This window comes from Halovenus anhuiensis, assembly GCF_037080055.1.
Taxonomy (GTDB): domain Archaea; phylum Halobacteriota; class Halobacteria; order Halobacteriales; family Haloarculaceae; genus Halovenus.
This window is the reverse complement of the sequence record NZ_JBAOJI010000005.1, coordinates 56777-77432: the sequence shown is the minus strand read 5'-3', so window position 1 is coordinate 77432 and position 20656 is coordinate 56777. Positions and strand designations below refer to the sequence as shown.

General features: G+C 62.4%; 21 protein-coding genes. 7 read left to right on the top strand and 14 right to left on the bottom strand.

The features are described 5' to 3' along the window. Together V8P86_RS12770 and V8P86_RS12765 are read right to left on the bottom strand one after the other, a co-directional pair. Window positions 1–294 (bottom strand): DUF8022 family protein, encoded by a 294-nt coding sequence (locus V8P86_RS12770; RefSeq protein WP_336327661.1) that lies wholly within the window; start codon window positions 292–294, stop codon window positions 1–3. A gap of 16 nt (window positions 295–310) precedes the next feature. Next, the gene (locus tag V8P86_RS12765) at window positions 311–1855 is read right to left on the bottom strand and encodes an acyl-CoA carboxylase subunit beta (RefSeq protein WP_442909406.1); all 1545 of its coding nucleotides are present in this window, start codon (window positions 1853–1855) and stop codon (window positions 311–313) included. Window positions 1856–2339: 484 nt separating this feature from the next. Here V8P86_RS12765 and V8P86_RS12760 point away from each other — a divergent pair, with 484 nt between their 5' ends. Continuing rightward, window positions 2340–3848 carry a methyl-accepting chemotaxis protein gene (locus V8P86_RS12760; protein ID WP_336327659.1) on the top strand — a complete coding sequence of 503 codons (1509 nt, stop codon included), beginning with the start codon at window positions 2340–2342 and terminating at the stop codon, window positions 3846–3848. Next, entirely contained in the window at window positions 3848–4600 is a 753-nt protein-coding gene (locus V8P86_RS12755; protein ID WP_336327658.1) for a bacteriorhodopsin, read from the top strand. The genes V8P86_RS12760 and V8P86_RS12755 overlap by 1 nt, the downstream gene beginning before the upstream one ends. 4 nt (window positions 4601–4604) lie before the next feature. Here the strand turns inward: V8P86_RS12755 and V8P86_RS12750 are convergent, their stop codons facing one another. The 7 genes from V8P86_RS12750 to V8P86_RS12720 all read right to left on the bottom strand — a co-directional run bounded on the left by V8P86_RS12750 (window position 4605) and on the right by V8P86_RS12720 (window position 12297). Continuing rightward, window positions 4605–5408 carry a 2-amino-3,7-dideoxy-D-threo-hept-6-ulosonate synthase gene (locus tag V8P86_RS12750; protein WP_336327657.1) on the bottom strand — a complete coding sequence of 268 codons (804 nt, stop codon included), beginning with the start codon at window positions 5406–5408 and terminating at the stop codon, window positions 4605–4607. A 56-nt stretch (window positions 5409–5464) separates the two neighbouring features. Beyond that, a complete protein-coding gene (gene trpA, locus V8P86_RS12745; protein ID WP_336327656.1) occupies window positions 5465–6280 on the bottom strand; it encodes a tryptophan synthase subunit alpha in 816 nt (271 codons plus the stop codon). After that, window positions 6277–7527: a tryptophan synthase subunit beta gene (gene trpB / locus V8P86_RS12740; protein WP_336327655.1), complete on the bottom strand. Its 1251-nt coding sequence runs from the start codon at window positions 7525–7527 to the stop codon at window positions 6277–6279. Before trpB ends, trpA begins: the two co-directional genes overlap by 4 nt. 3 nt (window positions 7528–7530) lie before the next feature. Continuing rightward, a complete protein-coding gene (gene trpC / locus V8P86_RS12735; protein WP_336327654.1) occupies window positions 7531–8295 on the bottom strand; it encodes an indole-3-glycerol phosphate synthase in 765 nt (254 codons plus the stop codon). Between the two features lie 93 nt (window positions 8296–8388). Beyond that, on the bottom strand, window positions 8389–10734 hold the full coding sequence (locus V8P86_RS12730; RefSeq protein WP_336327653.1) for an amino acid permease: 2346 nt from the start codon (window positions 10732–10734) through the stop codon (window positions 8389–8391). Between the two features lie 106 nt (window positions 10735–10840). Next, a complete protein-coding gene (locus V8P86_RS12725; protein WP_336327652.1) occupies window positions 10841–12085 on the bottom strand; it encodes a magnesium transporter in 1245 nt (414 codons plus the stop codon). Window positions 12086–12132: 47 nt separating this feature from the next. Next, window positions 12133–12297, bottom strand: coding sequence for a hypothetical protein (locus V8P86_RS12720; protein WP_336327651.1), 165 nt, complete (start codon window positions 12295–12297; stop codon window positions 12133–12135). Between the two features lie 127 nt (window positions 12298–12424). Between V8P86_RS12720 and crtID the strand changes: the two genes are divergently transcribed. From crtID to V8P86_RS12700, 4 genes are all read left to right on the top strand, one after another. Next, window positions 12425–13927 carry a bifunctional phytoene desaturase/3,4-desaturase gene (gene crtID / locus V8P86_RS12715; RefSeq protein WP_336327650.1) on the top strand — a complete coding sequence of 501 codons (1503 nt, stop codon included), beginning with the start codon at window positions 12425–12427 and terminating at the stop codon, window positions 13925–13927. A 52-nt stretch (window positions 13928–13979) separates the two neighbouring features. After that, the gene (locus V8P86_RS12710; protein WP_336327649.1) at window positions 13980–14864 is read left to right on the top strand and encodes a prenyltransferase; all 885 of its coding nucleotides are present in this window, start codon (window positions 13980–13982) and stop codon (window positions 14862–14864) included. Beyond that, a complete protein-coding gene (gene cruF, locus V8P86_RS12705; RefSeq protein ID WP_442909396.1) occupies window positions 14857–15744 on the top strand; it encodes a bisanhydrobacterioruberin hydratase in 888 nt (295 codons plus the stop codon). The genes V8P86_RS12710 and cruF overlap by 8 nt, the downstream gene beginning before the upstream one ends. Window positions 15745–15865: 121 nt before the next feature. Then, window positions 15866–16834, top strand: a complete 969-nt coding sequence (locus V8P86_RS12700; RefSeq protein WP_336327648.1) for a DUF726 domain-containing protein — start codon at window positions 15866–15868, stop codon at window positions 16832–16834. Between the two features lie 39 nt (window positions 16835–16873). Here V8P86_RS12700 and V8P86_RS12695 read toward each other — a convergent pair whose 3' ends face one another. The 4 genes from V8P86_RS12695 to V8P86_RS12680 form a co-directional block, all read right to left on the bottom strand. Then, window positions 16874–17821: a phytoene/squalene synthase family protein gene (locus V8P86_RS12695; protein WP_336327647.1), complete on the bottom strand. Its 948-nt coding sequence runs from the start codon at window positions 17819–17821 to the stop codon at window positions 16874–16876. Window positions 17822–17953: 132 nt separating this feature from the next. Then, on the bottom strand, window positions 17954–18622 hold the full coding sequence (locus V8P86_RS12690) for a translation initiation factor IF-6 (protein WP_336327646.1): 669 nt from the start codon (window positions 18620–18622) through the stop codon (window positions 17954–17956). Window positions 18623–18624: 2 nt separating this feature from the next. Next, a complete protein-coding gene (locus V8P86_RS12685) occupies window positions 18625–18903 on the bottom strand; it encodes a 50S ribosomal protein L31e (protein ID WP_336327645.1) in 279 nt (92 codons plus the stop codon). After that, entirely contained in the window at window positions 18900–19052 is a 153-nt protein-coding gene (locus tag V8P86_RS12680) for a 50S ribosomal protein L39e (RefSeq protein ID WP_159764232.1), read from the bottom strand. Before V8P86_RS12680 ends, V8P86_RS12685 begins: the two co-directional genes overlap by 4 nt. 134 nt (window positions 19053–19186) lie before the next feature. Here V8P86_RS12680 and V8P86_RS12675 point away from each other — a divergent pair, with 134 nt between their 5' ends. Beyond that, on the top strand, window positions 19187–19321 hold the full coding sequence (locus tag V8P86_RS12675; RefSeq protein ID WP_336327644.1) for a hypothetical protein: 135 nt from the start codon (window positions 19187–19189) through the stop codon (window positions 19319–19321). Window positions 19322–19379: 58 nt separating this feature from the next. On the opposite strand, the gene V8P86_RS12670 is transcribed toward V8P86_RS12675, so the two are convergent. Then, window positions 19380–20654, bottom strand: a complete 1275-nt coding sequence (locus V8P86_RS12670) for an eIF2B alpha/beta/delta subunit family protein (RefSeq protein WP_336327643.1) — start codon at window positions 20652–20654, stop codon at window positions 19380–19382. Window positions 20655–20656: the final 2 nt, after the last annotated feature.

The window sequence follows — 20656 nt, the reverse complement described above, 5'->3', positions numbered from 1 at the left end:
TTAGTATCTGTCCGCTCGTCCTGCTGCTGTCCACCTGTCGGTCGGTACGTCTCGCGGAACTCGCCGGCTGGCGGTCCCGATCCCTTCCAGACGGCCGGCGAAGGCGAATCGCTCGCCGTCCCAGTCGTCTTCGTCCGTGGAGTCTTCCTCACCAGCGGCCACAGCAGCCGCCTGCTGATCGCTGATGTGTGCCCCCATGGCCGCCGAGATGGCCGCGGCTTCCGACGCCGAGGCATCCAGCGGGATCCGTACCCGGTGTCCGTCGATCTGTACCGATTTCATCTGCTCACTCATACTCGGCCCCCCTATATCAAAGTGGGATGTTCCCGTGTTTCTTATCCGGTTGTGACTTCCGTTTCGACCGGAGCATCTCCAGATCGCTGATCAACTGCGGCCGCGTTTTCTCCGGTTCGATCACGGCATCGACGAAGCCGCGGTCCGCAGCAGTATAGGGGTTGGCGAACTGGTCGCGGTACTCGTCGATGAGTTCCTGCCGGCGGGCGTCGGGGTCGTCGGCGGCTTCGAGTTCGTCGCTGTACAGCACGTTAACTGCGCCTTTCGGCCCCATCACCGCCACCTCGGCGGTCGGCCACGCGTAGTTGACATCTGCGCCGATGTGTTTCGACGCCATCACGTCGTAGGCTCCGCCGTAAGCCTTCCGCGTGATGACGGTCATCAGCGGCACCGTCGCCTCGGAGAAGGCGTAGAGCAGTTTCGCGCCGTGGACGATAATCCCATTGTGCTCCTGATCGGTTCCAGGCATGAACCCTGGCACGTCGACGAAGGTCAGGATAGGGATGTTGAAGGCGTCACAGAAGCGCACGAACCGGGCGGCTTTCCGCGACGATTTGATGTCGAGCGTTCCAGCATTGACGCGAGGTTGGTTGGCGACAATGCCGACCGAGTGACCGTCAAGTCGGCCGAAGCCGGTGACGATATTGCGGGCGAAGGAGTCAGCGACCTCGAAAAAGGAGCCCTCGTCGACGATACTGTCGATCACGTCGACGATATCGTAGGGTTTTCGTGGCTCGTCCGGAACGATTTCCCGGAGCTGGTCGTCCTGCCGATCTGGGTCGTCCCACGGATCCAGCCGCGGCGGATCTTCGAGGTTGTTCTGTGGCAGATACGAGAGGAGATAGCGAATGTCGTCCAGTGCTTCCTTCTCGTCGGCGGCGGTGAACTGTGCCACGCCGGATTCGGAGGCGTGCGTGCTCGCCCCGCCGAGTTCGTCGAAGCCGACCTGTTCGCCCGTGACCGTCTCGATGACGTCCGGTCCGGTGATGAACATGTGGCTGGTGTCCTCGACCATCATGATGAAGTCCGTGATCGCCGGGGAGTAGACCGCTCCACCTGCGCAGGGACCCATGATCGCCGAGATCTGCGGGATGTAGCCACTGGCCTGCTGGTTGCGGTGGAAAATCTCCGCGTAGCCGGCCAGCGAGTCGATCCCCTCCTGAATGCGCGCGCCTGCGGAGTCGTTCAGTCCGATCACCGGCGCGCCCGTCTCCATCGCCTTGTCCATCACTTTCGTGACCTTCTCAGCGAAGACCTCACCGAGCGATCCCCCGAGAACGGTGAAGTCGTGCGCGAAGACGAAGACAGTTCGACCGTTGACGTCACCGTACCCCGTCACGACCCCGTCGCCGGAGAAGGTCTTCTCCTGCATGTCGAAGGTGTGCGTGCGGTGGGTTCGGAACTGGTCGAACTCGGTGAACGTTCCGTCGTCGAGGAAGTAATCGATGCGTTCGCGCGCGGTCAGTTTCCCCTTGTCGTGTTGAGACTCGATGCGGTCTTCGCCGCCGCCTTTGCGAGCCTGTTCCCGTTTCTCTCGTAGTTCAGTGATTCGATCTTCCATCGTCATGGCTGCGTGCTCCCGACCATCCGTTGGCCGATGAATGCACAAGCAACGGCAAAAGAATTCCGCAACACGTCGAACAGATCTGTCATCATGATCGACCACAGTAAACGAATGGAGAGTTCTTTCGGGAAAATACTCCCAGTTCGTGCACAGCGATCAGTCACGGACTGTAGGGGCTCGGAGAATCGCCTGGCATGCCATGGTTACCGTCAATGGCCGAGACGAATCCGACGTACGTTCGATTACGGTTACCACTCGCAGTTTCAAATTAGATAATCTCACACCATCCTTTTTTATACATAATTACGTGGATTCTACCAGTAGACTCATCGAACCAGTCACCGACCACCCGTGGTGGTGACGAAAGATGAGCAAGGGTGCTCAACAGATGCAATTGCCATCACTGATCGACCGGATTCGGACGCAGTATAGCCTAAAGATCGCGACCGCTCTCGGCGGGATATTTTTGTTAACGCTCGCCATGGCAGTTATATTCACCCTTCACGTCACGACCGGACCGACCGAGACGGCACCACAGCGCGGTGTCGCGGCGATTTCGGGGCTGATGGTGTTGCTGCTTTTGAATCTCGGACTCGTGGGAATCGTTCTCGGAGGCAACGTCGCCCTCTCCCTTCGCCGACTCAGCGACCGGGCCGAGCGGATCGGTGCGGGTGAGTTCGACACCGAAATCGAGACCAGCCGGTCGGACGAGATCGCAGATCTCTACGACAGCATCGGCATGATGCGGGATTCACTGGAGACGATGGTCAGCGATCTGGAGGAGACGCGCACCGAAATCGAAGACGAACGGGAGCGTGCAGAACAGGCCAAACAGGAAGCCGAACGACTCCAGCAGGAGGCCGAACAGCAAAACGAGCAGTTGCTCGCCATCGCCGAGCGATTCTCGGAGGCGATGGAAGCCTCCGCAGCGGGTGATCTCGATCAGCGACTCGACGTCGACACCGACGACGAGGCGATCCGGTCCATCGCAGATTCGTTCAACGACATGCTCGACGAACTCGGTGGTGCGGTCGCCCGCGCACAACACGTCGCCTCGACTGTCGACGAAATGTCGACCGATCTCGGCCACTCCAGCCAGGAGATCAAACGCGGGACCAACGACGTGGCCGACTCGATCCAACAGATTGCCGACGGCGCAGAGACCCAGACCGAAGAACTCAAACACGCCGCCGATCAGGTGAACCAGCTTTCGGCGACGACCGAGGAAGTCGCGTCGACCACCTCGGAGATAGCAAGTCAGTCCGACGCCGTCGCGTCACTGGCCGACGAGGGCCGAGACGCGGCCAACGAAACTGCACAGCGAATGGACAACGCCGTCGAACAGACCGAATCAGTCGTGCAGACGGTCGACGAACTGGTCGCAGAGGCCGACCAGATCGAGACGGTGATCGCCACGATCGACGACATCGCCGATCAGATCAACATGCTCGCGCTGAACGCCAACATCGAGGCAGCACGGGCGAGCGCGGACGGTGACGGGTTCGCCGTCGTCGCCGATCAGGTGAAAACACTGGCTGGCGAAGCGATGGAAGCGGTCGACGATATCGAGGCGACGCTGCAGAACGTCCGCGAGCGGGCCGAGGAGACCTCCGCCGAGATCGAAGATGTCGACAGCGCGGTGCGAGTCACCGCCGAAGACATCAAAGATGTCGAAGGAAAACTCGATTCGATCGCCGACGATATCAACGATGTCGATACAAGCATTCAACAGATCACACAGACCTCCGACGAACAGGCCGACAGCGCACAACAACTCTCACAGATCGTCGATTCGGTCGCCGAAATCTCCGAAGAGACCAACAACCAGGCGACGAAGGTTTCGGCGACTGCCGAAGAGGTGACCGCCTCGACGGAGAACGTCTCACAGACGGCCCAGGATCTCGACGAGGAGGCCCGTGAACTGCGCACGATCATGAACTCCTTCAGCGTGGAGTCAGAGGCGGTCGAACACGTTGGGATGAGCGACTGATGACCAGCGGCATGCTCGTTTCCGCGACGGTGATCTACTTCGGGACGGCGGCACTGCTGGGACTCAGCGGGGCCGTCTTCGGACTGCTGGCGCTGCGCGAGTCCGGCGACACCCGACGGATGGTGCTCGTTGGGGCCGTCCCGGCGCTGGCGATGGCCGTCGCATACGTGTTCATGGGAATGGAGTGGGTCACGGTCACGACCGGCGGCCGCGAGCAATCGGTCGCCCGGTTTGCCGGCTACTCGGTGGTTCTCGGGGCGATCGGAGTGATCGTCAGAGAAGTGCTCGGACTCGGCCGCAGGCAGTTTCTCACGATGACCGTCGTCCTCCTGTTGACGCCGTGGTTCGCGCTGGCCTCGTGGCTGCCCGATGGCGGTGTACTGGAATCAGTGCTGACGCTGTGTACGATCCTCGCCTATCTCGGAGGGGTCTATTACCTCTTTGGGCCGGTCACGCGGCGCGCTCGGGCGGTCAGCGGCCAGCGGCGGTTGCTCTACGCGAAGTTGCGGAACCTCTTTGTCCTCTGCTGGGGCGCACTCATCCTCCAGTCTGCACTCTCCGAGCAGGCGCTCGGGCTGACGAATCTCTTCGTCGGCCAACTCGGTGCCAGCTATACAGACATCATCTTCATGATCGGTATCGCTGCGCTCGTCGTCTCGGGAAAAGCAGTGTACGAAGATCGTGAGACAGCGAGCGACGAGTCGACGGCGGGGTCACCGACCGTCACGCCGTCGGCGAGCCGCGAGTCCTGAGCAGTTAGTGTTCGAGACCGGCCTGTCGGGCCGCGTCCTCCGGGACTGCGCCGTCGTGGATCACGGCCGCAATCGCTTCGGTGATCGCTTCGGGCTGGTCGTGCTGGAAAATCGACCGCCCCATGGAGACGCCGGCCGCGCCGGCATCGACTGCGCCGCGAACCATCGAAAGCGTCTCGATATTGGTTCCCTTGCTTCCGCCGGCGATTACGACCGGCAGTCGCGTCGACTCGACGACGCGCTGGAAGCTCTCGGGGTCGCCGGAGTAGCCGGTCTTGATCAGATCCGCGCCGAGTTCCTCACCGAGTCGGGTCGCGTGGGCGAGATCCTCCGCGTAGCCCTCTGGGTCGCTCTGGTCGCGGACGTCGTGGCCCCGAGCGTAGGTCATCGCGAGTACCGGTATCCCGTACTCTGCGGCCGTGCTGGTCAGGTCGGCGAGTTGAGTGATCTGGTCCGGTTCGTGCTCACTACCGACGTTGAGATGCAGAGAGACGGCGTCGGCACCGGCTCGGATAGCGTCTTTGACAGTCCCCGTCGAGCGTTTGTCCCGCTCGTCAGGTCCGATGGTGGTAGAGCCGTTGAGATGGACGATATAGCCAGCGTCGTTTTTGTTCTCGTGGACCCGTGGCGCAATGCCTTTCTGCGTGAGCACGGCGTCCGCGCCGCCGCTGGTGACGGCGTCGATTGTCGATTCGATCTCGGCCAGCCCTGTGACTGCGCCGAGTGTGATCCCGTGGTCCATCGGGACGATCAGGTGTTTCCCACCTGTCCCGATGCGGTCGAGTCGTGCGGACTTCCCTGCGGTCATCGTGTCACCCTCTGGCATAAGCGAATATGTTAGTTCCGGTTGCGGTCGGTCTCTCCTCACTGCTGGACGGCCCGGCCGGCCAGCGCGCCTTCCTTCAACTCTCTGGCCTTCGATTCGAGACGATCGGCGACTTCCTCGGTCGGATCGCCGTTCTCGTAGCCCTCCGCGACGATATCGACCAACGCGGAACCGACGATGATCCCGTCGGCACCGGCACGAATGATCCGCTCGGCGTGCTCGCCGGTCTTGATACCGAAGCCGACGGCCTTGGGCACGTCCCAGTCGGCGATGCGTGCGAGCGAGCGCTCGGTGTGATCTGAGACCTCGTCACGCGCTCCCGTCGTTCCGAGGCGGGCCTGTACGTAGACGTAGCCCGATACCTGTGCTTTCATCGTGTCGAGACGCTCTCCCTCGGTCGTTGGCGCGACGATGAAGACCAGATCCAGCCCGAACTCGTCACAGGCCGTCCGGAGCGGGCCTGCCTCCTCGGCGGGCAGGTCCGGCACGACGAAGCCTTCGATCCCCGCGTCTGCGGCGGCCTCGACGAACGACCGCGGCCCCTCGCTCTCGCCGTACTGGTAGATCAGGTTGTAGTAGGTCATGCAGACCAGCGGCACGTCCACGTCGACCTCGCGAACGAATTCGAGGTAGCGCTCGGGCGTCATGCCCGCATCGAGCGCGCGGACGATTGCCTCCTGAATGGTCGTCCCTTCGGCGATTGGCTCGGAGAACGGAAGCCCGAGTTCGATCGCATCCGCGCCGCCGCGGGCGAGCGCTTCGACGTACTCGATAGAAGCCTCGTAACTCGGGTCGCCGGCGGCGAGATACGGAACGAAGGCGGGTTCGTCTGCGAAGGCCTCTTCGAGACTCATAGCATCCCACCTCCGATTTCGCGGAAGATGCTCATGTCGGGCGCGTTGTCGAGATCGCGGTTGCCCGTCTCCTCGATGACGGTTTCCAGATCTTTGTCGCCGCGGCCGGAGACGTTGACGATCACGGTCTCGCCGAGTTCGTCATGGTGTTCCTCAAGGTATCCAAAGGCGTGGGCCGTCTCCAGCGCGGGGATGATTCCCTCGTCCTGGGAAAGTCGGTGGAACGCCTCCAGCGCGGTGTCGTCGTCGACGTTGACCGGCGTGACCCGATCCTCGTCGACGAGATGGGCCAGTTCCGGGCCGACACCGGCGTAATCCAGCCCCGCCGAGACGGAGTGTGACTCCATGATCTGGCCGTCGCTGTCCTGCAGGAGTTTGGTGCGGGCACCGTGGAGCACCCCCTCTTCGCCGGTCGACAGCGAGGCGGAGTTTGGCGCGACGCCCTCCTCTTCGTCGACAGAGAGCGAAGAGCCGCCGGCCTCGACGGCGTACAAATCCACGGAGTCGTCCTCGACGAAGTTGTGGAACATCCCCATCGTGTTCGAGCCACCGCCCGCGCAGGCGAGAACGCTGTCCGGCAAGTCGCCGGTCTTCGCCTGAATCTGCTCGCGGGCCTCTTCGGAGATGATCGACTGGAAATCCCGGACCATCGACGGGAAGGGGTGCGGGCCGACGACCGAGCCGATCACGTAGTGAGTGTTCTCGACGGTCCGCGCCCAGTCTCGCATCGTCTCCGAGATTGCCTCTTTGAGTGTCCCGCGGCCGGTCGTGACCGGGTTGACCTCCGCGCCGTTGGTCCGCATCCGGAAGACGTTGGGTCGCTGACGGGCGATATCGGTCTCGCCCATGTAGATCTCACAGGGCATATCGAGGTGGGCCGCCGCCATCGCCGTCGCGGTGCCGTGCTGACCCGCGCCAGTCTCGGCGATGATCCGCTCTTTGCCCATGTACTTCGCCAGCAATACCTGACCCAGCGCGTTGTTCAACTTGTGTGCGCCGCCGTGCAGTAGATCCTCCCGCTTCAGATAAACCTCGGTGTCGTAGCGCTCTGAGAGTTGATCCGCGCGCTGCAGTGGGAGCGGTCGGCCGCCGAAATCGGCCATTCGCTCGCGGAACTCGTCCATGAAGCCATCCTCGTTTTCGAGGACGTACCGCTCGTAGGCATCTGTGAGTTCTTCGATCGCCGGCATCAACGCCTCCGGCACGTACTGTCCGCCGTACTCGCCAAACTTGCTATCCGTACTCATTGGTTATGACTCCGTCTCTGTGGTGGTTAGCCTTCGGGTGTTCGCCGTCACATCGCCGTCCATGATCGCCGAGCCGATCAGCAGGACATCGGCTCCGGCCGCTCGCATCCGCTCGACATCGTCCATACTGGTGATCCCGCTCTCTGCGATCAGCGTCGTCTCGTCGGGGACTGCCGGCCCGACTGACTCGAACGTCGCCAAATCGACTTCCAGTTCGGCGAGGTCGCGGTTGTTGACACCGATGATCTCCGCCCCCACCTCGACTGCTGTCTCGACCTCGCTCGCAGTGTGGGTCTCGACGAGCACCTGGAAGCCGCGGTCACGCGCGGCCGTCACCAGCGCGTCCAGGTCGTCCACGAACCGAGCGATCAGGAGGATTAGATCCGCCTCGACGGTATCGAGTTGCTCCTCGCGGAGAATGAAGTCCTTCCGGAGGACCGGAACGTCCACCGCTTCCCGGACCGCTCGAAGCGTCTCGACCGATCCGCCGAAGTGTTCGGGTTCGGTCAGCACCGACAGTGCCGTCGCCCCGCCCGCGACCATCTGTTCGGCCAACTCGACTGGATCGTCCCGGCGCTCGCCGTCGGTCGTCGGCGAGGTGGGTTTGATCTCCGAGATGACTGGGACTCGCCCATCGGCCTCTGCAGCCTCAATGGCCGCCGGCAGGGACCGTGGTTCGACACTGACTCGCTCGTCGCCGCCACCGCGCTGCCGTGCCGTCGCGAGAATCGACTCGACGGCCGGCGCGACGCCATCTGTATCGGTCATTACTGAACACTAATGAACAGAGATGTACATAAGACTTGCGTACGACCGACGGAGATGTCGCTATCAGCAGCGCAGTCGAAGGGAGATTTGGGTTCAGGCTTCGGGCGAACCGTCCGGTGACTCGTCGTCAACGTCCGGCGTCGACGGTTCGGGTTCGACACCAGTGTTGTCGTAGTCCGGGCCGTCTTTCGAGCCAAACAGGCGTTCGCGAAGCGTCCGCTTGTGTCGCTTTTCGGCGAGCAGCACCGAACAGTCGACCTCTTCGAGCACGTCGAGGACCAGAGAGCCGCGGACGAGCCGCGAGAGCAGGCCCTTCTCGGTCGCGCCGATGATCAGAAGCGTCGCGTCGTCGGCCGCCGCGGCGATCCGCTTCTGGACATCGCCGGTGTCGACACGTAGCTCCGCCTCGGGGAGATTGTGCTCGACGGCCCACGACCGCAGGAACTGTCGGCCCTGCTGCTCGTCGTCGGCGACGTGAAGCAGCGTCACCTCGGCGTCAGCCTGATCTCTGAGCGCGCGGGCGACCGCCGCGGCGAGATCGGAGTCCGGGCCGCCAGCGGTCGGCAGCAGAATGCGGGAGGTATCGAAATCTCGATCCCGCAAGACGAGGAAATCACAGGGCAGCGAGTGAGCGAGTTCGTCGACGATCCCTGTCGATGGCCCCGCTGCGTGGGAGTTCTGCCCCCAACCCATCAGCGTCATGTCGGCACCGTACCGGCGGGCCGCGCCGAAAATCTCCTCGAAGGGGTCGTGCGAGAGCACGACGTGTGTCTCGACATCGGCCCCGTAGAACTGGACATCCTTCTCGGCCTGTTCGAGCAGGTGGTGGGCAGCCTCGTACTCCTGCTGGTCCCGAGCGGCTTCGAGTGAGGTCTGGTCGGGCACTTCGACGATGTTCACCGCGACGACGGTCCCTTCTCGTTCGCGGGCCAGTGCCGCCCCGAGGCGAACGAGGTCTTTCTCGTGTGCAGGATTGGCGAGCGGCACCATCACGCGGAAGTCGTTCGCTTCCGGCTGAACCGAGGTCGCCGCCGAAACGGCGGCGTCCGGCAGATCCTCCGAACGAGAGAGCACCCAGTCACCGAGCACGCCGGCGGCCTCGACGCGCTGGCGGGCGTAGAGGAAGTACCACAGTGCGGCGAAGACGACAAGCAGGGCGCAGAGCCCGATCACGAACAGTCTGATGTACGCGATCAGAGCAAAAGAGGCTACTGCACCGATGATCGGAACAACAGGATACAGCGGGATTTCGTAGTCGGGGTCGTATCCCTCGGGTTCGGCCTCACGCATCACGATCAGCGCGAGGTTGAGCAGGCCGTAGACGACCAAATGAAGGACTGAGCCGGCGGTCGCCAGCAGTTCGAGGTTGCCGAGTGCGAGGAAGACGAGGATCAAAAAGCCGGTGAGCGCAATCGAGCGATACGGCGTCCCGAATCGCGGATGGATGGTGTTCAGGCTCGGCGTGATGATCTTCTCCCGACCCATCGCGAAGTTGATCCGCGACGAGGAGAGAATCGAGGCGTTTGCCGAGGAGGCCGTCGCAAGTAGGCCGCCGAACAGGAGCATTCCGGTACCGACCACGCCGAAGGTGACGCCGAATCCGCCGTACTGCGAGAAGAGCAGTTCCGCGGACTCGACGACTGCGGTGTCGTTGCCCGAGACGAGTTCGGTCGGGACAGCCGCCAGCAACACGACCAGAAACAGCGCGTAGATAGTCGTCACGATCAGGACGCTGCCGATGACAGCGAGCGGGAGGTTCCGGCCGGGGTTTTTGATCTCCTCGGCGACGGATGTGATCTGGACGAAGCCGAGGTAGGAGACGAAGACGATAGCGGTGACGGGGAGGACTTCACCCGCAGCGCCCGGCGGCGCGAGCGGACGGAGGCTTTCGAGATCGGCGTTGAACAGGCCGACGATGGTGAACAAGGTGAGAATTGCCACCAGAATCGAGACGATGACGATCTGAAGGCCGCCGGTCTCTTTCGCGCCGAGGTAGTTGACCGCGATGAAAAACAGGGCACCGATCAGTCCGATCACCTGCGCGGCCTCGAACGTGATCGGTCCCAGCGCGAGCGGGCCGAGTCCGATCAGCGTGTTGACGTACTCGCCGAGGCCGTACATGTAGAAGGCGGAGGCGAAAGCCAGGCCGAGCCAGTTCGCCCAACCGGTAATTGTCCCAAAGAGCGGGCCGAGCGCGCGGTTGACGTAGAAGTACGCGCCGCCGGATTTCGGCATTGCCGTTCCGAGTTCGGAGGCCGACAGGGCGGTAAAGATGGCGATAACACCACCGAGGACGAAGGTCCCAGCGGCGAGCGGTCCGGCCCGAGCCACGGCGGTTCCCGGGAGCACGAAAATCCCAGCGCCGATCATCGTACCGATGCCGATGGTCAGCGCTGCGAGTAAGCCGAGGTCCTTTGCGAGTTCCTCGTCGCCACTCACAGCGGCTCACCACCGAGAGAAGACCAGATCATACCGTATTACACTCCGGAAACAGTAATCAACGTTGTGTCTCGGTTCGTGTGTGTCAAACGGATAGCACAGCCGATCAGAGTACCGTCTGTGCCAGTCCAAGAAAAATGAAGAACCCGAGCACGTCGGTCATAGTCGTGATGAAAATTGTCGCCGACGTGGCTGGATCCTTGCCGATCTTGTCGAGCGCGAGTGGAATGATCGTCCCGAAAAAGCCCGCAATGATGAGGTTCAGCACCATCGAGACACCGAGCACCAGCCCCAAGAGTGGGCTCTGGTTGAACACCGACGCAATCACGGCGACCAACACGCCCGTGATGAAGCCGTTGGCCGCGCCGGCGATCGCCTCGTTGATGATCGCCCGACCACCGGTCGCGAGGGTGATCTGATCGAGCGCAATCCCGCGAACAGTGACGGCCATCGACTGTGTTCCGGCGTTGCCGCCCATCCCGGCGACGACGGGCATGTAGACCGCGAGCAACGTAAAGGCCGCAATCGTGTCCTCGAAGAATCCGACCATCCCCGCCGCGAGAAAGGCCGTCCCGAGGTTGATGATCAGCCACCGATACCGGTATTTGACCTTCGTGAACGGCCCGTCGAGGATACTCTCCTCCTCTTTGACGCCGGTGAACTCGTAGAGTGCCCCCGTCGCCTCCTCTTCGACGACTCTGAGCAGATCCTGGGCGTAGATGACCCCGATTATAGCGCCGTCCTCGTCCAGCACGACGACCGCACTCTCGGGGTTGTCCCGGAAGACATCGGCGACAGTCGTATCCGGCGCGTTGTAGGGAACCGACGGAATTGCGCGGATGTGCTCGGCGAGATCGACCGGTTTTCCGTCGGCCATCGCCAGCACCTGGCCGGGGAGTTGCCCCGCGAGGTCACCGTTGTCCGTGACCAGAATCGTTGGGACTTCGCCGGTCTTCGCTTCGTGTTTCCTGACTCGTTCGGCGACAGTGTCGAGGCCCCGTTCGATATCGATGGTAATGTAGTTCAGCCGCATCAGCCCCGCCGCACTCTCGGCCTCGAAGCCGAGCAGATACTCGACCTTTTCGCGGCGGGTCTGATCGAGTTGCCGGAGAACCTGCTCGCGACGGTCCTCCGGTGCCAGCGCCAGTACGTCGGTGAGTTCGTCGGGATCCAGTCGACGAACGAACGATTGCAGTTGGTCGGTGTTCATCTCGGCGACCAGCGACTGCTGCAGTGACTGCGGAAACCGAAAGAACAGATCGCGTTTGCGCTCACGCGAGAGTCGATCGAACTCCTCGGCTGGCTCCGGGGAGTTCGCAATCGCCAGTTGGACATCGTCCAACTCCTCCATTGTACACAGCGGTCAGCCAGGACGCACAAGTAATTTTGGTGCGTTCATCACGGAGATTGGTCGTCCACCGGTGCGAAGTACGCAGCGGCTCGGCCCTCGGCAGTGAGTTCCGAAAGCCGGTCGCACTCACACCGACCACACTGGGAGGGTGTCTCCGGCAGCGCGTAGACAGTCCCACAGCGCTCGCAGCTAAAGTATCGGAGTCCGAGCATACCATAGTAGACGGGCCGCACGTACAAAGACTTCCCCGAGGAGAACATCTGAGCGAGCCGTTCTGAGAACCCGGCAGAGCAGCGGGGAAGGCGGTCCTTTATGCCGATCCCGTCGTAATGAGAGTCAATGACATCGTTGTCCGGAAAGACGGTTGCAGTCGTCGGCGGCGGATTCGGCGGTCTCTCGTCGGCCTGTTATCTGGCTGACGCCGGCGCTGACGTGCGGGTGCTCGAAAAGAACGACCAACTCGGCGGCCGGGCAAGTCGGCTCGAACGCGACGGCTTCAAGTTCGACATGGGACCGTCGTGGTATCTCATGCCCGACGTCTTCGAGCGGTTTTTCGCTCACTTCGACCACGAGCCGTCTGATTACTACGACCTCGAACGCCTCGATCCACACTACCGGATGTTCTTCAAAGACGGCGACACAGTCGACATCCGCGGCGACCGCGACGAAATGCGCGAGCTGTTCGAGTCCTACGAGTCGGGTGCTGGCGAGCGCTTCGAGGAGTATCTGGACACGAGCCAGACCCACTACGAGACCGCGATGGAGAAATTCGTCTACGAGGACCGCTCGCGGCTGCGCGACTGGGTCGATCCCGAGGTCATGAAAGCCGCTCCGATCGGTCTCCAGCTTACGGGTACGATGGACGATTATGTCGGTGACTACTTCGAGAACCCCAAGCTCAAGCAGATCATGCAGTACTCGTTGGTCTTCCTCGGCGGGGCGCCGAAGAACACCCCAGCACTGTACAACATCATGAGCCACGTCGATTTCAACCTCGGCGTCTACTACCCCGAGGGCGGCCTCGGCGCAGTCGTCGACGGTGTCGTCGAACTCGGCGAAGAACTCGGCGTCACCTACGAGACGGGCAACGAGGTGACCAGTCTCACGAAAGGTCGGGACGGTTTCCTGATCGACATCGAGGGCGGCGAGCGGACGGTCACCCCCGACAACGTGGTCGTCAACGCCGACTACGCACACGTCGAGCAAGACCTCATGCCGGAACACGAACGCCAGTACGACGACGAGTACTGGGAGAAGCGCACCTACGCTCCCTCGGCGTATCTCCTCTACATGGGCGTCGAGGGTGATGTCGAACCGCTCGAACACCACACGCTCGTCCTGCCGGAGGACTGGGACGGCCACTTCGAGCAGATTTTCGACGACCCCTCCTGGCCCGACGAACCGGCCTATTACATCTGTGTGCCCTCGAAGACCGACGACAGCGTCGCACCGGAGGGCCACAGCAACCTGTTCGTGCTCGTCCCGATTGCGCCGGGACTGGCCGACGGCGACGGAGTCCGCGACCAGTACCGCGAGAAGATTCTCGACGATATCGCCGAGAACACGGGCGTTGACCTCCACGACCGGATCGTCGTCGAAGAGCAGTTCTCGGTGTCGGATTTCGTCGACCGGTACAACGCCACGGAAGGGACCGCGCTCGGACTGGCCCACACGCTTCGCCAGACAGCGCTGTTGCGACCCTCGAATCGCTCGTCGGCGGTCGACGGACTGTATTTCACCGGCTCCTTTACGACGCCGGGCATCGGCGTGCCGATGTGTCTGATTAGCGGCCAGCACGCTGCGGATGCGCTGATAGAGGATCAGGCCGTCCTGACTCGGTGACAGATCGGCTGAATCGGGAAGCGTAAAGAGACTGGACGACTGACACAGTACCGTGACAGATGTCAGCGACCGACTGAGCGGGCTTGCCCCCTCCGAGCAGTCCTTCGTCGGCTACCTGTTCTGGCTCTCCCGGCCTCGTTTCTGGTTCTATCTGGCCGGACCAGTCGTGGTCGGCGTCGCGTACGGAGCCAGTTCGACGGCGGAGTATTTCACGCCGCTTTCGGTCGCGCTATTCGCGTACTTCCTCGTCCCCGCGAATGTCTTTCTGTACGGCATCAACGACATGTTCGACGCGGATATCGACGACGAGAACCCGAAAAAATCCGACGAGGGCAAAGAAGTCCGCTACCGCGGTGGCTGGTTGGTGACGGCGGTCGTGGTGGTCTCGGCGATGTTGAGCCTCGCGTTCGTTCCGATCCTCCCGCCGGCCGGAAGCGGCCCGCTCGCCGGCTTCTTGCTACTCGGGACGGCCTACAGCGCGCCGCCGATCCGGTTCAAGACGACGCCACTTCTGGATTCGGTCTCGAACGGCCTGTACATCATGCCGGGACTGGTCGCGTACGGATCGCTCACCGGCGAACTGCCGCCAGTGCTGGTGATCGCCGGCGGGTGGCTCTGGACGATGGGGATGCACACTTTCTCGGCGATCCCGGATATCGAACCGGACCGTGAGGCTGGAATCCAGACGACAGCGACGGTCCTGGGACACGGCCGGACGCTGGTGTACTGCGCTGGCTGCTGGCTCGGATCGGCGGCGCTGATGGGTGCTGTGCATCCCTTCTTTGCGGTCGTGCTGGGAGTCTATCCGGTCTTTATCGCCGGCATTGTCCTCGCATCCGTCGACATCGACCGCGCGTACTGGTGGTTCCCGATTCTCAACACGGCCGCCGGGGCGGCGCTGACGATGGCTGCAATCTGGAGGCTGGTCTATGCCTGAAACGTCCGATTCGGGCGACCGAACGACTCGGGAACTGCTTCGCCGGATGGTCTCGGACCGTCGAGCCTTCGAGCACAGCCTCGATGCCCTCGTCGCCGAAAATCGATTTACCATCGCTGTCGTCTTCCCGGTCGTCGGCGCAGTCTTGCTCCTGGCCAGCGCGGAGGGGTTGCTCCCCGCACCGCTTTCGTTTAACCCGTGGCTCGTACTCTGTGGCGTCGCAGTGATGCGGTTGCCGTTGATCGGTGGCCTCGCGCCACTCGTCGATCGTCGGGCCGGTATCGCACTGTCGACACTCGTTGCGTACACCTACGGCATCGAGTACGTGGGCGCGACAACCGGGCTCCCATACGGCGAGTTCAGCTACGAGGTGTCGCTGGGGCCGATGGTCGGCGGAACGATTCCGTGGGCACTGCCGCTGTTTTTCATTCCACTGGTGCTCAACAGCTACTTGCTCTGTGTTCTGTTGCTCGGCGAGCGAGCGAGCGCGAGAGTCGTTCGCGTCCCCGCTGTCGCCGCGATGGTCGTCGCGATCGATCTGGTGCTCGATCCGGGCGCTGTCGCGCTTGGCTTTTGGGTCTACGAGTCCGGCGCGTACTACGGCGTCCCGCTGCTCAACTACGCGGGCTGGATCCTGAGCGCGGTCGTTGCGACCGTCCTGATGGACATCGCGTTCGACGGAACGACGTTACTCGGCCGAATCCGAGACTGTGAGTACATGCTCGACGACATGGTGAGTTTCGTCCTGCTGTGGGGCTCGATCAACGCCTTCTACGGCGCGTGGATTCCGGTCGCGATTGCGGCCGGGTTCGGCTTCACACTGTACAGCCTCGACCGGTTCGACTTCCCAGTCCGGTCGGAGTTGCCGACTTTCGACTAACTGCCCTCTTGCCCGGTCTGGCGCTCCAATACCACAACGAATCCGCAGACTCTGCTGTCGAGGTGACAAACAATCACATTAGCAACATAATTATTATTTGGTTGTGATTAGCTAACATAGTATGGCGCCAACAGGGCCATATCAGTGGGGGAATCGAACGGTTGGGGAACCAACGGAGACAGAGGGCCAAACACGGCGGTCATTTCTGCGCAGGGGGGCCGGCGCTGCCCTGGGTACCGTCGCGCTCGTGGGGGCGAGCGAGACGGCAGCAGCGGGGGGGTTGACCGACGGAGAGGGCGAGAAGGCTGAGGCGCCAAGCGACTACCAGCGCGTCTCCACGCGAGATCACTTCGACAGCGACGGCAACCTGATCAACGGTGAGACAGCCTGGAGCTACGACGTCGAGGGGTCGTGGCCGTCCTCGTGGGGAGAGGACACGCTGACGCTTCTGATCCACGGGTTCAAAAGTTCTGACGAGGACGACGACGATATCGACTCCGGGTACGAGTGCCAACTCGCGCTGGAGGCGAACGGCTACACCGGCGATACGGCGGTGTTCACCTGGGACGCCGACAAGGGCGACAGCATCGACCTTGGGTGGGCAGACGGCAAGACCATCGCCGAACGAAACGGTCGGAAACTGGCCAACTTCACGCAGTGGTACACGAACACCTACGACACCAGCGTCCGGTGGATCGCACACTCACTGGGCGCGCGTGTCGTCCTGTTCGCACTCAAGTCGCTGACCGAGGACTACGGCCAGGAAAACGTCGTCGACTCTGTGTCGTTGCTCGGCGCGGCCGTCGCGGACGATTCCGTTTCGCTCGATGCCGGCTGGTTCGACGCGGAGTACGGCCAGTACATCGAGTACGCAGCAAGAGAGTGCGACAACTTCCACGACGACGGCGACGAGGTGTTAGAGTGGATCTACGAAACCCGCGAGTTCGAGGACGCCGCCGGAGAGAAGGGCTGTGACGGCCCCGAACCAGCGAACTACGCTGATCACGATGTCGGGAGTATCGTCCCGACACACTACGATTACTATATCCGGGATGTCGGCTGCATCCCGCAGGTAGTCGAGCAGTGGTAGTTAATCGAACAACTTTCGAGAGAAGTAGCCGCGCTGCGGTCACTTGATGGACGGAATCCCGTGTTCGGCGTCGCCGGAGATGGCCTCGTCGGCGGGCACCGCGCTCACCCGACGGAAAACAGTCACAGGATCCTCGTAGCGCCGCCAGTTCCACCACGTCTTGGCCACGAGATACAACTTCCGGGGCGTCGAGAGTTCGGGCCGGGTCGAGAGCACGTCGTAATCCTGCTTGCGGATGAGCCGGTGGTGTTCGGCGTAGAGGACCGCCGCGAGCACGACCGCAAACTGGCAGTCTTTCGGCAGATACTCGATGCCCGCGACACCCTCGCGGTAGAGTTGTTCGGCGCGGCGGAGTTCGGACTGGATTGCACGACGGAACTCCGGACTGGACTCTTCGCGTTCGATCTGTTCGACAGTGACGCCGTGCTGTTGTAACGTCTCCATCGGGAGGTAAACCCGGTCAAGTTCGCGAATATCCTCCCGGACATCGCGGATAAAATTCGACAACTGGAAGGCCTCACCGAGTGCCATCGCATGCGGGCGGGCTTTCTCTGGCTGGTCGATGTCCATAATCGTCGTCATCATGTTCCCGACCGCTGCCGCCGAACCCCGCATATAGCCCTCCAGATCCTCGTAGGTCTCGTACCGGTCGGTGTCGATGTCCGCACACATCGCGTCGATAAACTCGTTGACCTCCTCGTCGGCGATGCCTTCCGCTTCACGGATCTCGGAAAACGCTTCGATAACCGGCTCTTCGGCCGGCGAATTACCGAGAGCCGCCGACCTGAGCGACTCTAGGCGTTCGCGCTGCGTGTCTGGGGACTGCGCCGAACCGTCGTCGACGACTTCGTCCGCGACACGGAAGAATCCGTAGAGCACGTAGGTCTGTTCCCGAATCCGCTCGGGCAGCAGCCGTGTCGCATAATAGAAGGTCTGGCCTGTCTCGCGATGGATGGCCTTCCCTCTATCGCGCTGAGCGTTGTTCACACAATTGTATTGGGCCTGTCAAAGTTAAAGTTGGTTGTTGTATCGGAGTAAATATTTCCGGTTCAGGCACCGAGGAATCGCCGGCGTTGGGTGTCTCAGATCGGACGAAATATCCGGCAGAAAACTGTCAGATCAATCAATTGCGTAGCCTAGCGCGGAGTCGATCCGACCGAGTTCCGGACCGGTCGTCTCCGAACCGACGATGTATCCGTCGTCGTTTGCGATCAGCCCCGAGCCAACCAGCGGCCCGCCGTAGTTGATCGTTCCAATATCTGCCGGCACGTCGAGGTGTGCTTCGATCCGATCGAGCTCCTCGTCGGTCGATTTCGGGTGACAGAGCACACCGCGGCCGGTCGTCACGGCGGCCGTGCCGACGGTGTTTACGCCGGCGATATCGCCGCGTTCGACCGGGACATCGAGACCGTCTTTGATCCGCTGGATCGCCTCGCGAGGCAGGTCCGGGTGGACGTACGCGCCGTTGTCGTTTGCGAGGACGACGTTACCGGCGGCGTTGATCCGGCCGGGGAGTTCGGTGACCGGCAGATCGACTGCCTCCTCGATCCGGTCGATCTCGCGGTCGGTAGCGCGGTTGCTGACGAGCAACCCATTCGAGTTGCCGGCGACGAGCGAACCGACGGTTCCAGAGCCGCCGATCGTGGTTTCGACGACCGGCACGGAGAGTTCATCGGCGCAGTCGGCGACGAGGTCGTCGTCGATATCGGGACGGATGAGCAGACAGTCGTTCGTTGCCCGGGCGAAGACGCCGATGTACGGCGACCCGGAGAATGCCGCGCGGAGCACCGTTATTCAGCGACTTCCGCTTCGACGGCGACCTCGCCTTCCTCCTCGAACCGGGCCGCACGGAGGCGGATCGACGTCGGTGGCGAGGAGCGACCGCCCGACCAGATTTCCTCGTTGATCGAGGGGTCGAGACGGACGACATCCTCCTCGACGGAGAAATGCTGTGCGAGGTGTTCGCGGACGAGCGACATCGCCTTGTCGGCGGCGTCGGTGTTCGATCCGCGGTTGGCGTCGCGAAGCGGGACTGTGACGACCCGCTCCTCGAAATCACTCGCGCTCATTCGTCCGTGTCACTCCGCCGCCAGTGTCGTCGCTGTGGGTTGCGCATCACGTCGCGGTCGGTCTTGACCATGACCCACGCCGGGACGCGGCTGTTCTGGTTTTCCAGTTTGGCCAGTCGTTTCTTTTTGGCCTTCGATTTCTTGCTCATAGTACCCGTTCTTACCCCGTGGTTGCATAAATGTGTGTCCCTTTCGCCAGAGTGGCGTCGCTCCATCCTCGCGGACAGTGTTGTCATTATGTGGGTCTGTTGTGGGTTATTACCTGTTGCCGAGTAAGGGATGTATGGATCGCATGGATCTGGACAAGGTACACGAAGTGGCTGTTGTCAAGTGTGACGAGTGTCAGGTGATCTATCGGATCACCACGGACGACGAATGTCCGAACTGTGCGACCAAGCACGGCTCGATCGGTTCCTGACGACAGCCGGTTCACTCGGGACCGCGAACAACCAGTTCGACTGGCCAGCGAGCCACCGTTACTCTGCCCACGTGCCGAGACTCTCGAAGTTCGCGGCGAGTGAGCGAATCGCTTCAGTATCGTATTTGCCTCGTTCTGTGACGTAGCGGTCGATCAACTCCGCGGGGGTTCGTTCGAAGGTCGGGTTGACGATGTCGATGACTGCCGACCCGTCGTACAGTTCTTCACCCGGTCTGTCCTCCGCGTGGTGGGTGTCGTCTGGTGTCACCTTATCGACTGCTGAGACGACGACAACTGGAACGTCCGCCTGAGCGGCGACGGCCGCTGCGGCCCGAGTACCGACCTTGTTCCTGACAGCCCCGTCGGGCAGGATTGCATCGGCACCGACCACCAGGAAATCCGCCTCCCACGAGCACAGCAGGCCGGGGAAAGCGGCGTCGCTCGTGACCGTCACTGCCGTCTCGGCGGCGAGTGTCTCCGCCACATCGATTCCTTCCCGCCCCGGCCGCGATTCCGACAGCAAGACCGCCGCCGGGTCGGCTTCCTGCAGCGCCCGGAGAACGGTCCCGGATCGAGAGAGGGTTGCAACACGCGCGCCGTCGATCCGCGAACGGAGATTCTCGGCGGCCCGCTCGTCGGCGGACTCCGCGCGGTCGATCCCCTCGATTGCCGCCGTCTCGACGGCAGCAGGATCTGTTCCGGCCGCGTCGATGACTCGGTTGACCCGGTTTGTGAGGACGCTCATCGACGGGCGGGCATCGAGCAGTGCGCGAGCGACCGACTCGACGTTCTCGAAAGCAGCCCGATTGTCAGCCCGTGCTAGCAGGCCGGCCTCGTCACGGAGGACTTCCAGCGCGCGCACGGAGAGAAACGCCGAGCCGTGTTCGCGGTCGGTTTCGATATCCTCGACGGTCGATCGAACCCGATCGTAGGAGGTCCAGAGCCGAGGCACCGTCTCCCGGTCGAGAATGTCTGTGGGGGCAGTCCACTCGCAGACGGTGTGTTCGCTGTCGAGTTCGACCGTCCGCGTCGGGCAATCGAACAGAAAGGGATGAACCGTCCAGCGGGTGCCGAGATCAGCGTCTTCGACGGAAAACGGCTCGCCAGACCGAACGAGCGAGAGGCGATCCGGATCGATTCCCGTCTCCTCGCGAATCTCCGCTCGAATCGCGGCCAGTTTTGGGTCTTCGATCTCCGGGCCGGCGTGGTCTTCGACGTGGCCCGCGACGCCACCCCAGCAGCCACGATAGGAGCCGACGTTCTCACTCCGGCGGAGCAAGAGAATCTCGCCGCCGTTGTGCAAAAACCCCGTGACGACGGCCCGCTGGTCCATGG

Coding starts and splice junctions, on each gene's coding strand:
- cruF (WP_442909396.1), top strand. CDS start 14,857: ATGCCTGAAACGTCCGATTCGGGCGACCGAACGACTCGGGAACTGCTT.
- V8P86_RS12720 (WP_336327651.1), bottom strand. CDS start 12,297: ATGCTCGGACTCCGATACTTTAGCTGCGAGCGCTGTGGGACTGTCTAC.
- V8P86_RS12770 (WP_336327661.1), bottom strand. CDS start 294: ATGAGTGAGCAGATGAAATCGGTACAGATCGACGGACACCGGGTACGG.
- V8P86_RS12760 (WP_336327659.1), top strand. CDS start 2,340: ATGGCAGTTATATTCACCCTTCACGTCACGACCGGACCGACCGAGACG.
- trpA (WP_336327656.1), bottom strand. CDS start 6,280: ATGAGTCTCGAAGAGGCCTTCGCAGACGAACCCGCCTTCGTTCCGTAT.
- V8P86_RS12755 (WP_336327658.1), top strand. CDS start 3,848: ATGACCAGCGGCATGCTCGTTTCCGCGACGGTGATCTACTTCGGGACG.
- V8P86_RS12685 (WP_336327645.1), bottom strand. CDS start 18,903: ATGAGCGCGAGTGATTTCGAGGAGCGGGTCGTCACAGTCCCGCTTCGC.
- V8P86_RS12725 (WP_336327652.1), bottom strand. CDS start 12,085: ATGGAGGAGTTGGACGATGTCCAACTGGCGATTGCGAACTCCCCGGAG.
- V8P86_RS12680 (WP_159764232.1), bottom strand. CDS start 19,052: ATGAGCAAGAAATCGAAGGCCAAAAAGAAACGACTGGCCAAACTGGAA.
- V8P86_RS12765 (WP_442909406.1), bottom strand. CDS start 1,855: ATGGAAGATCGAATCACTGAACTACGAGAGAAACGGGAACAGGCTCGC.
- V8P86_RS12675 (WP_336327644.1), top strand. CDS start 19,187: ATGGATCGCATGGATCTGGACAAGGTACACGAAGTGGCTGTTGTCAAG.
- V8P86_RS12700 (WP_336327648.1), top strand. CDS start 15,866: ATGGCGCCAACAGGGCCATATCAGTGGGGGAATCGAACGGTTGGGGAA.
- trpC (WP_336327654.1), bottom strand. CDS start 8,295: ATGACCGATACAGATGGCGTCGCGCCGGCCGTCGAGTCGATTCTCGCG.
- trpB (WP_336327655.1), bottom strand. CDS start 7,527: ATGAGTACGGATAGCAAGTTTGGCGAGTACGGCGGACAGTACGTGCCG.
- V8P86_RS12670 (WP_336327643.1), bottom strand. CDS start 20,654: ATGGACCAGCGGGCCGTCGTCACGGGGTTTTTGCACAACGGCGGCGAG.
- V8P86_RS12750 (WP_336327657.1), bottom strand. CDS start 5,408: ATGACCGCAGGGAAGTCCGCACGACTCGACCGCATCGGGACAGGTGGG.
- crtID (WP_336327650.1), top strand. CDS start 12,425: ATGACATCGTTGTCCGGAAAGACGGTTGCAGTCGTCGGCGGCGGATTC.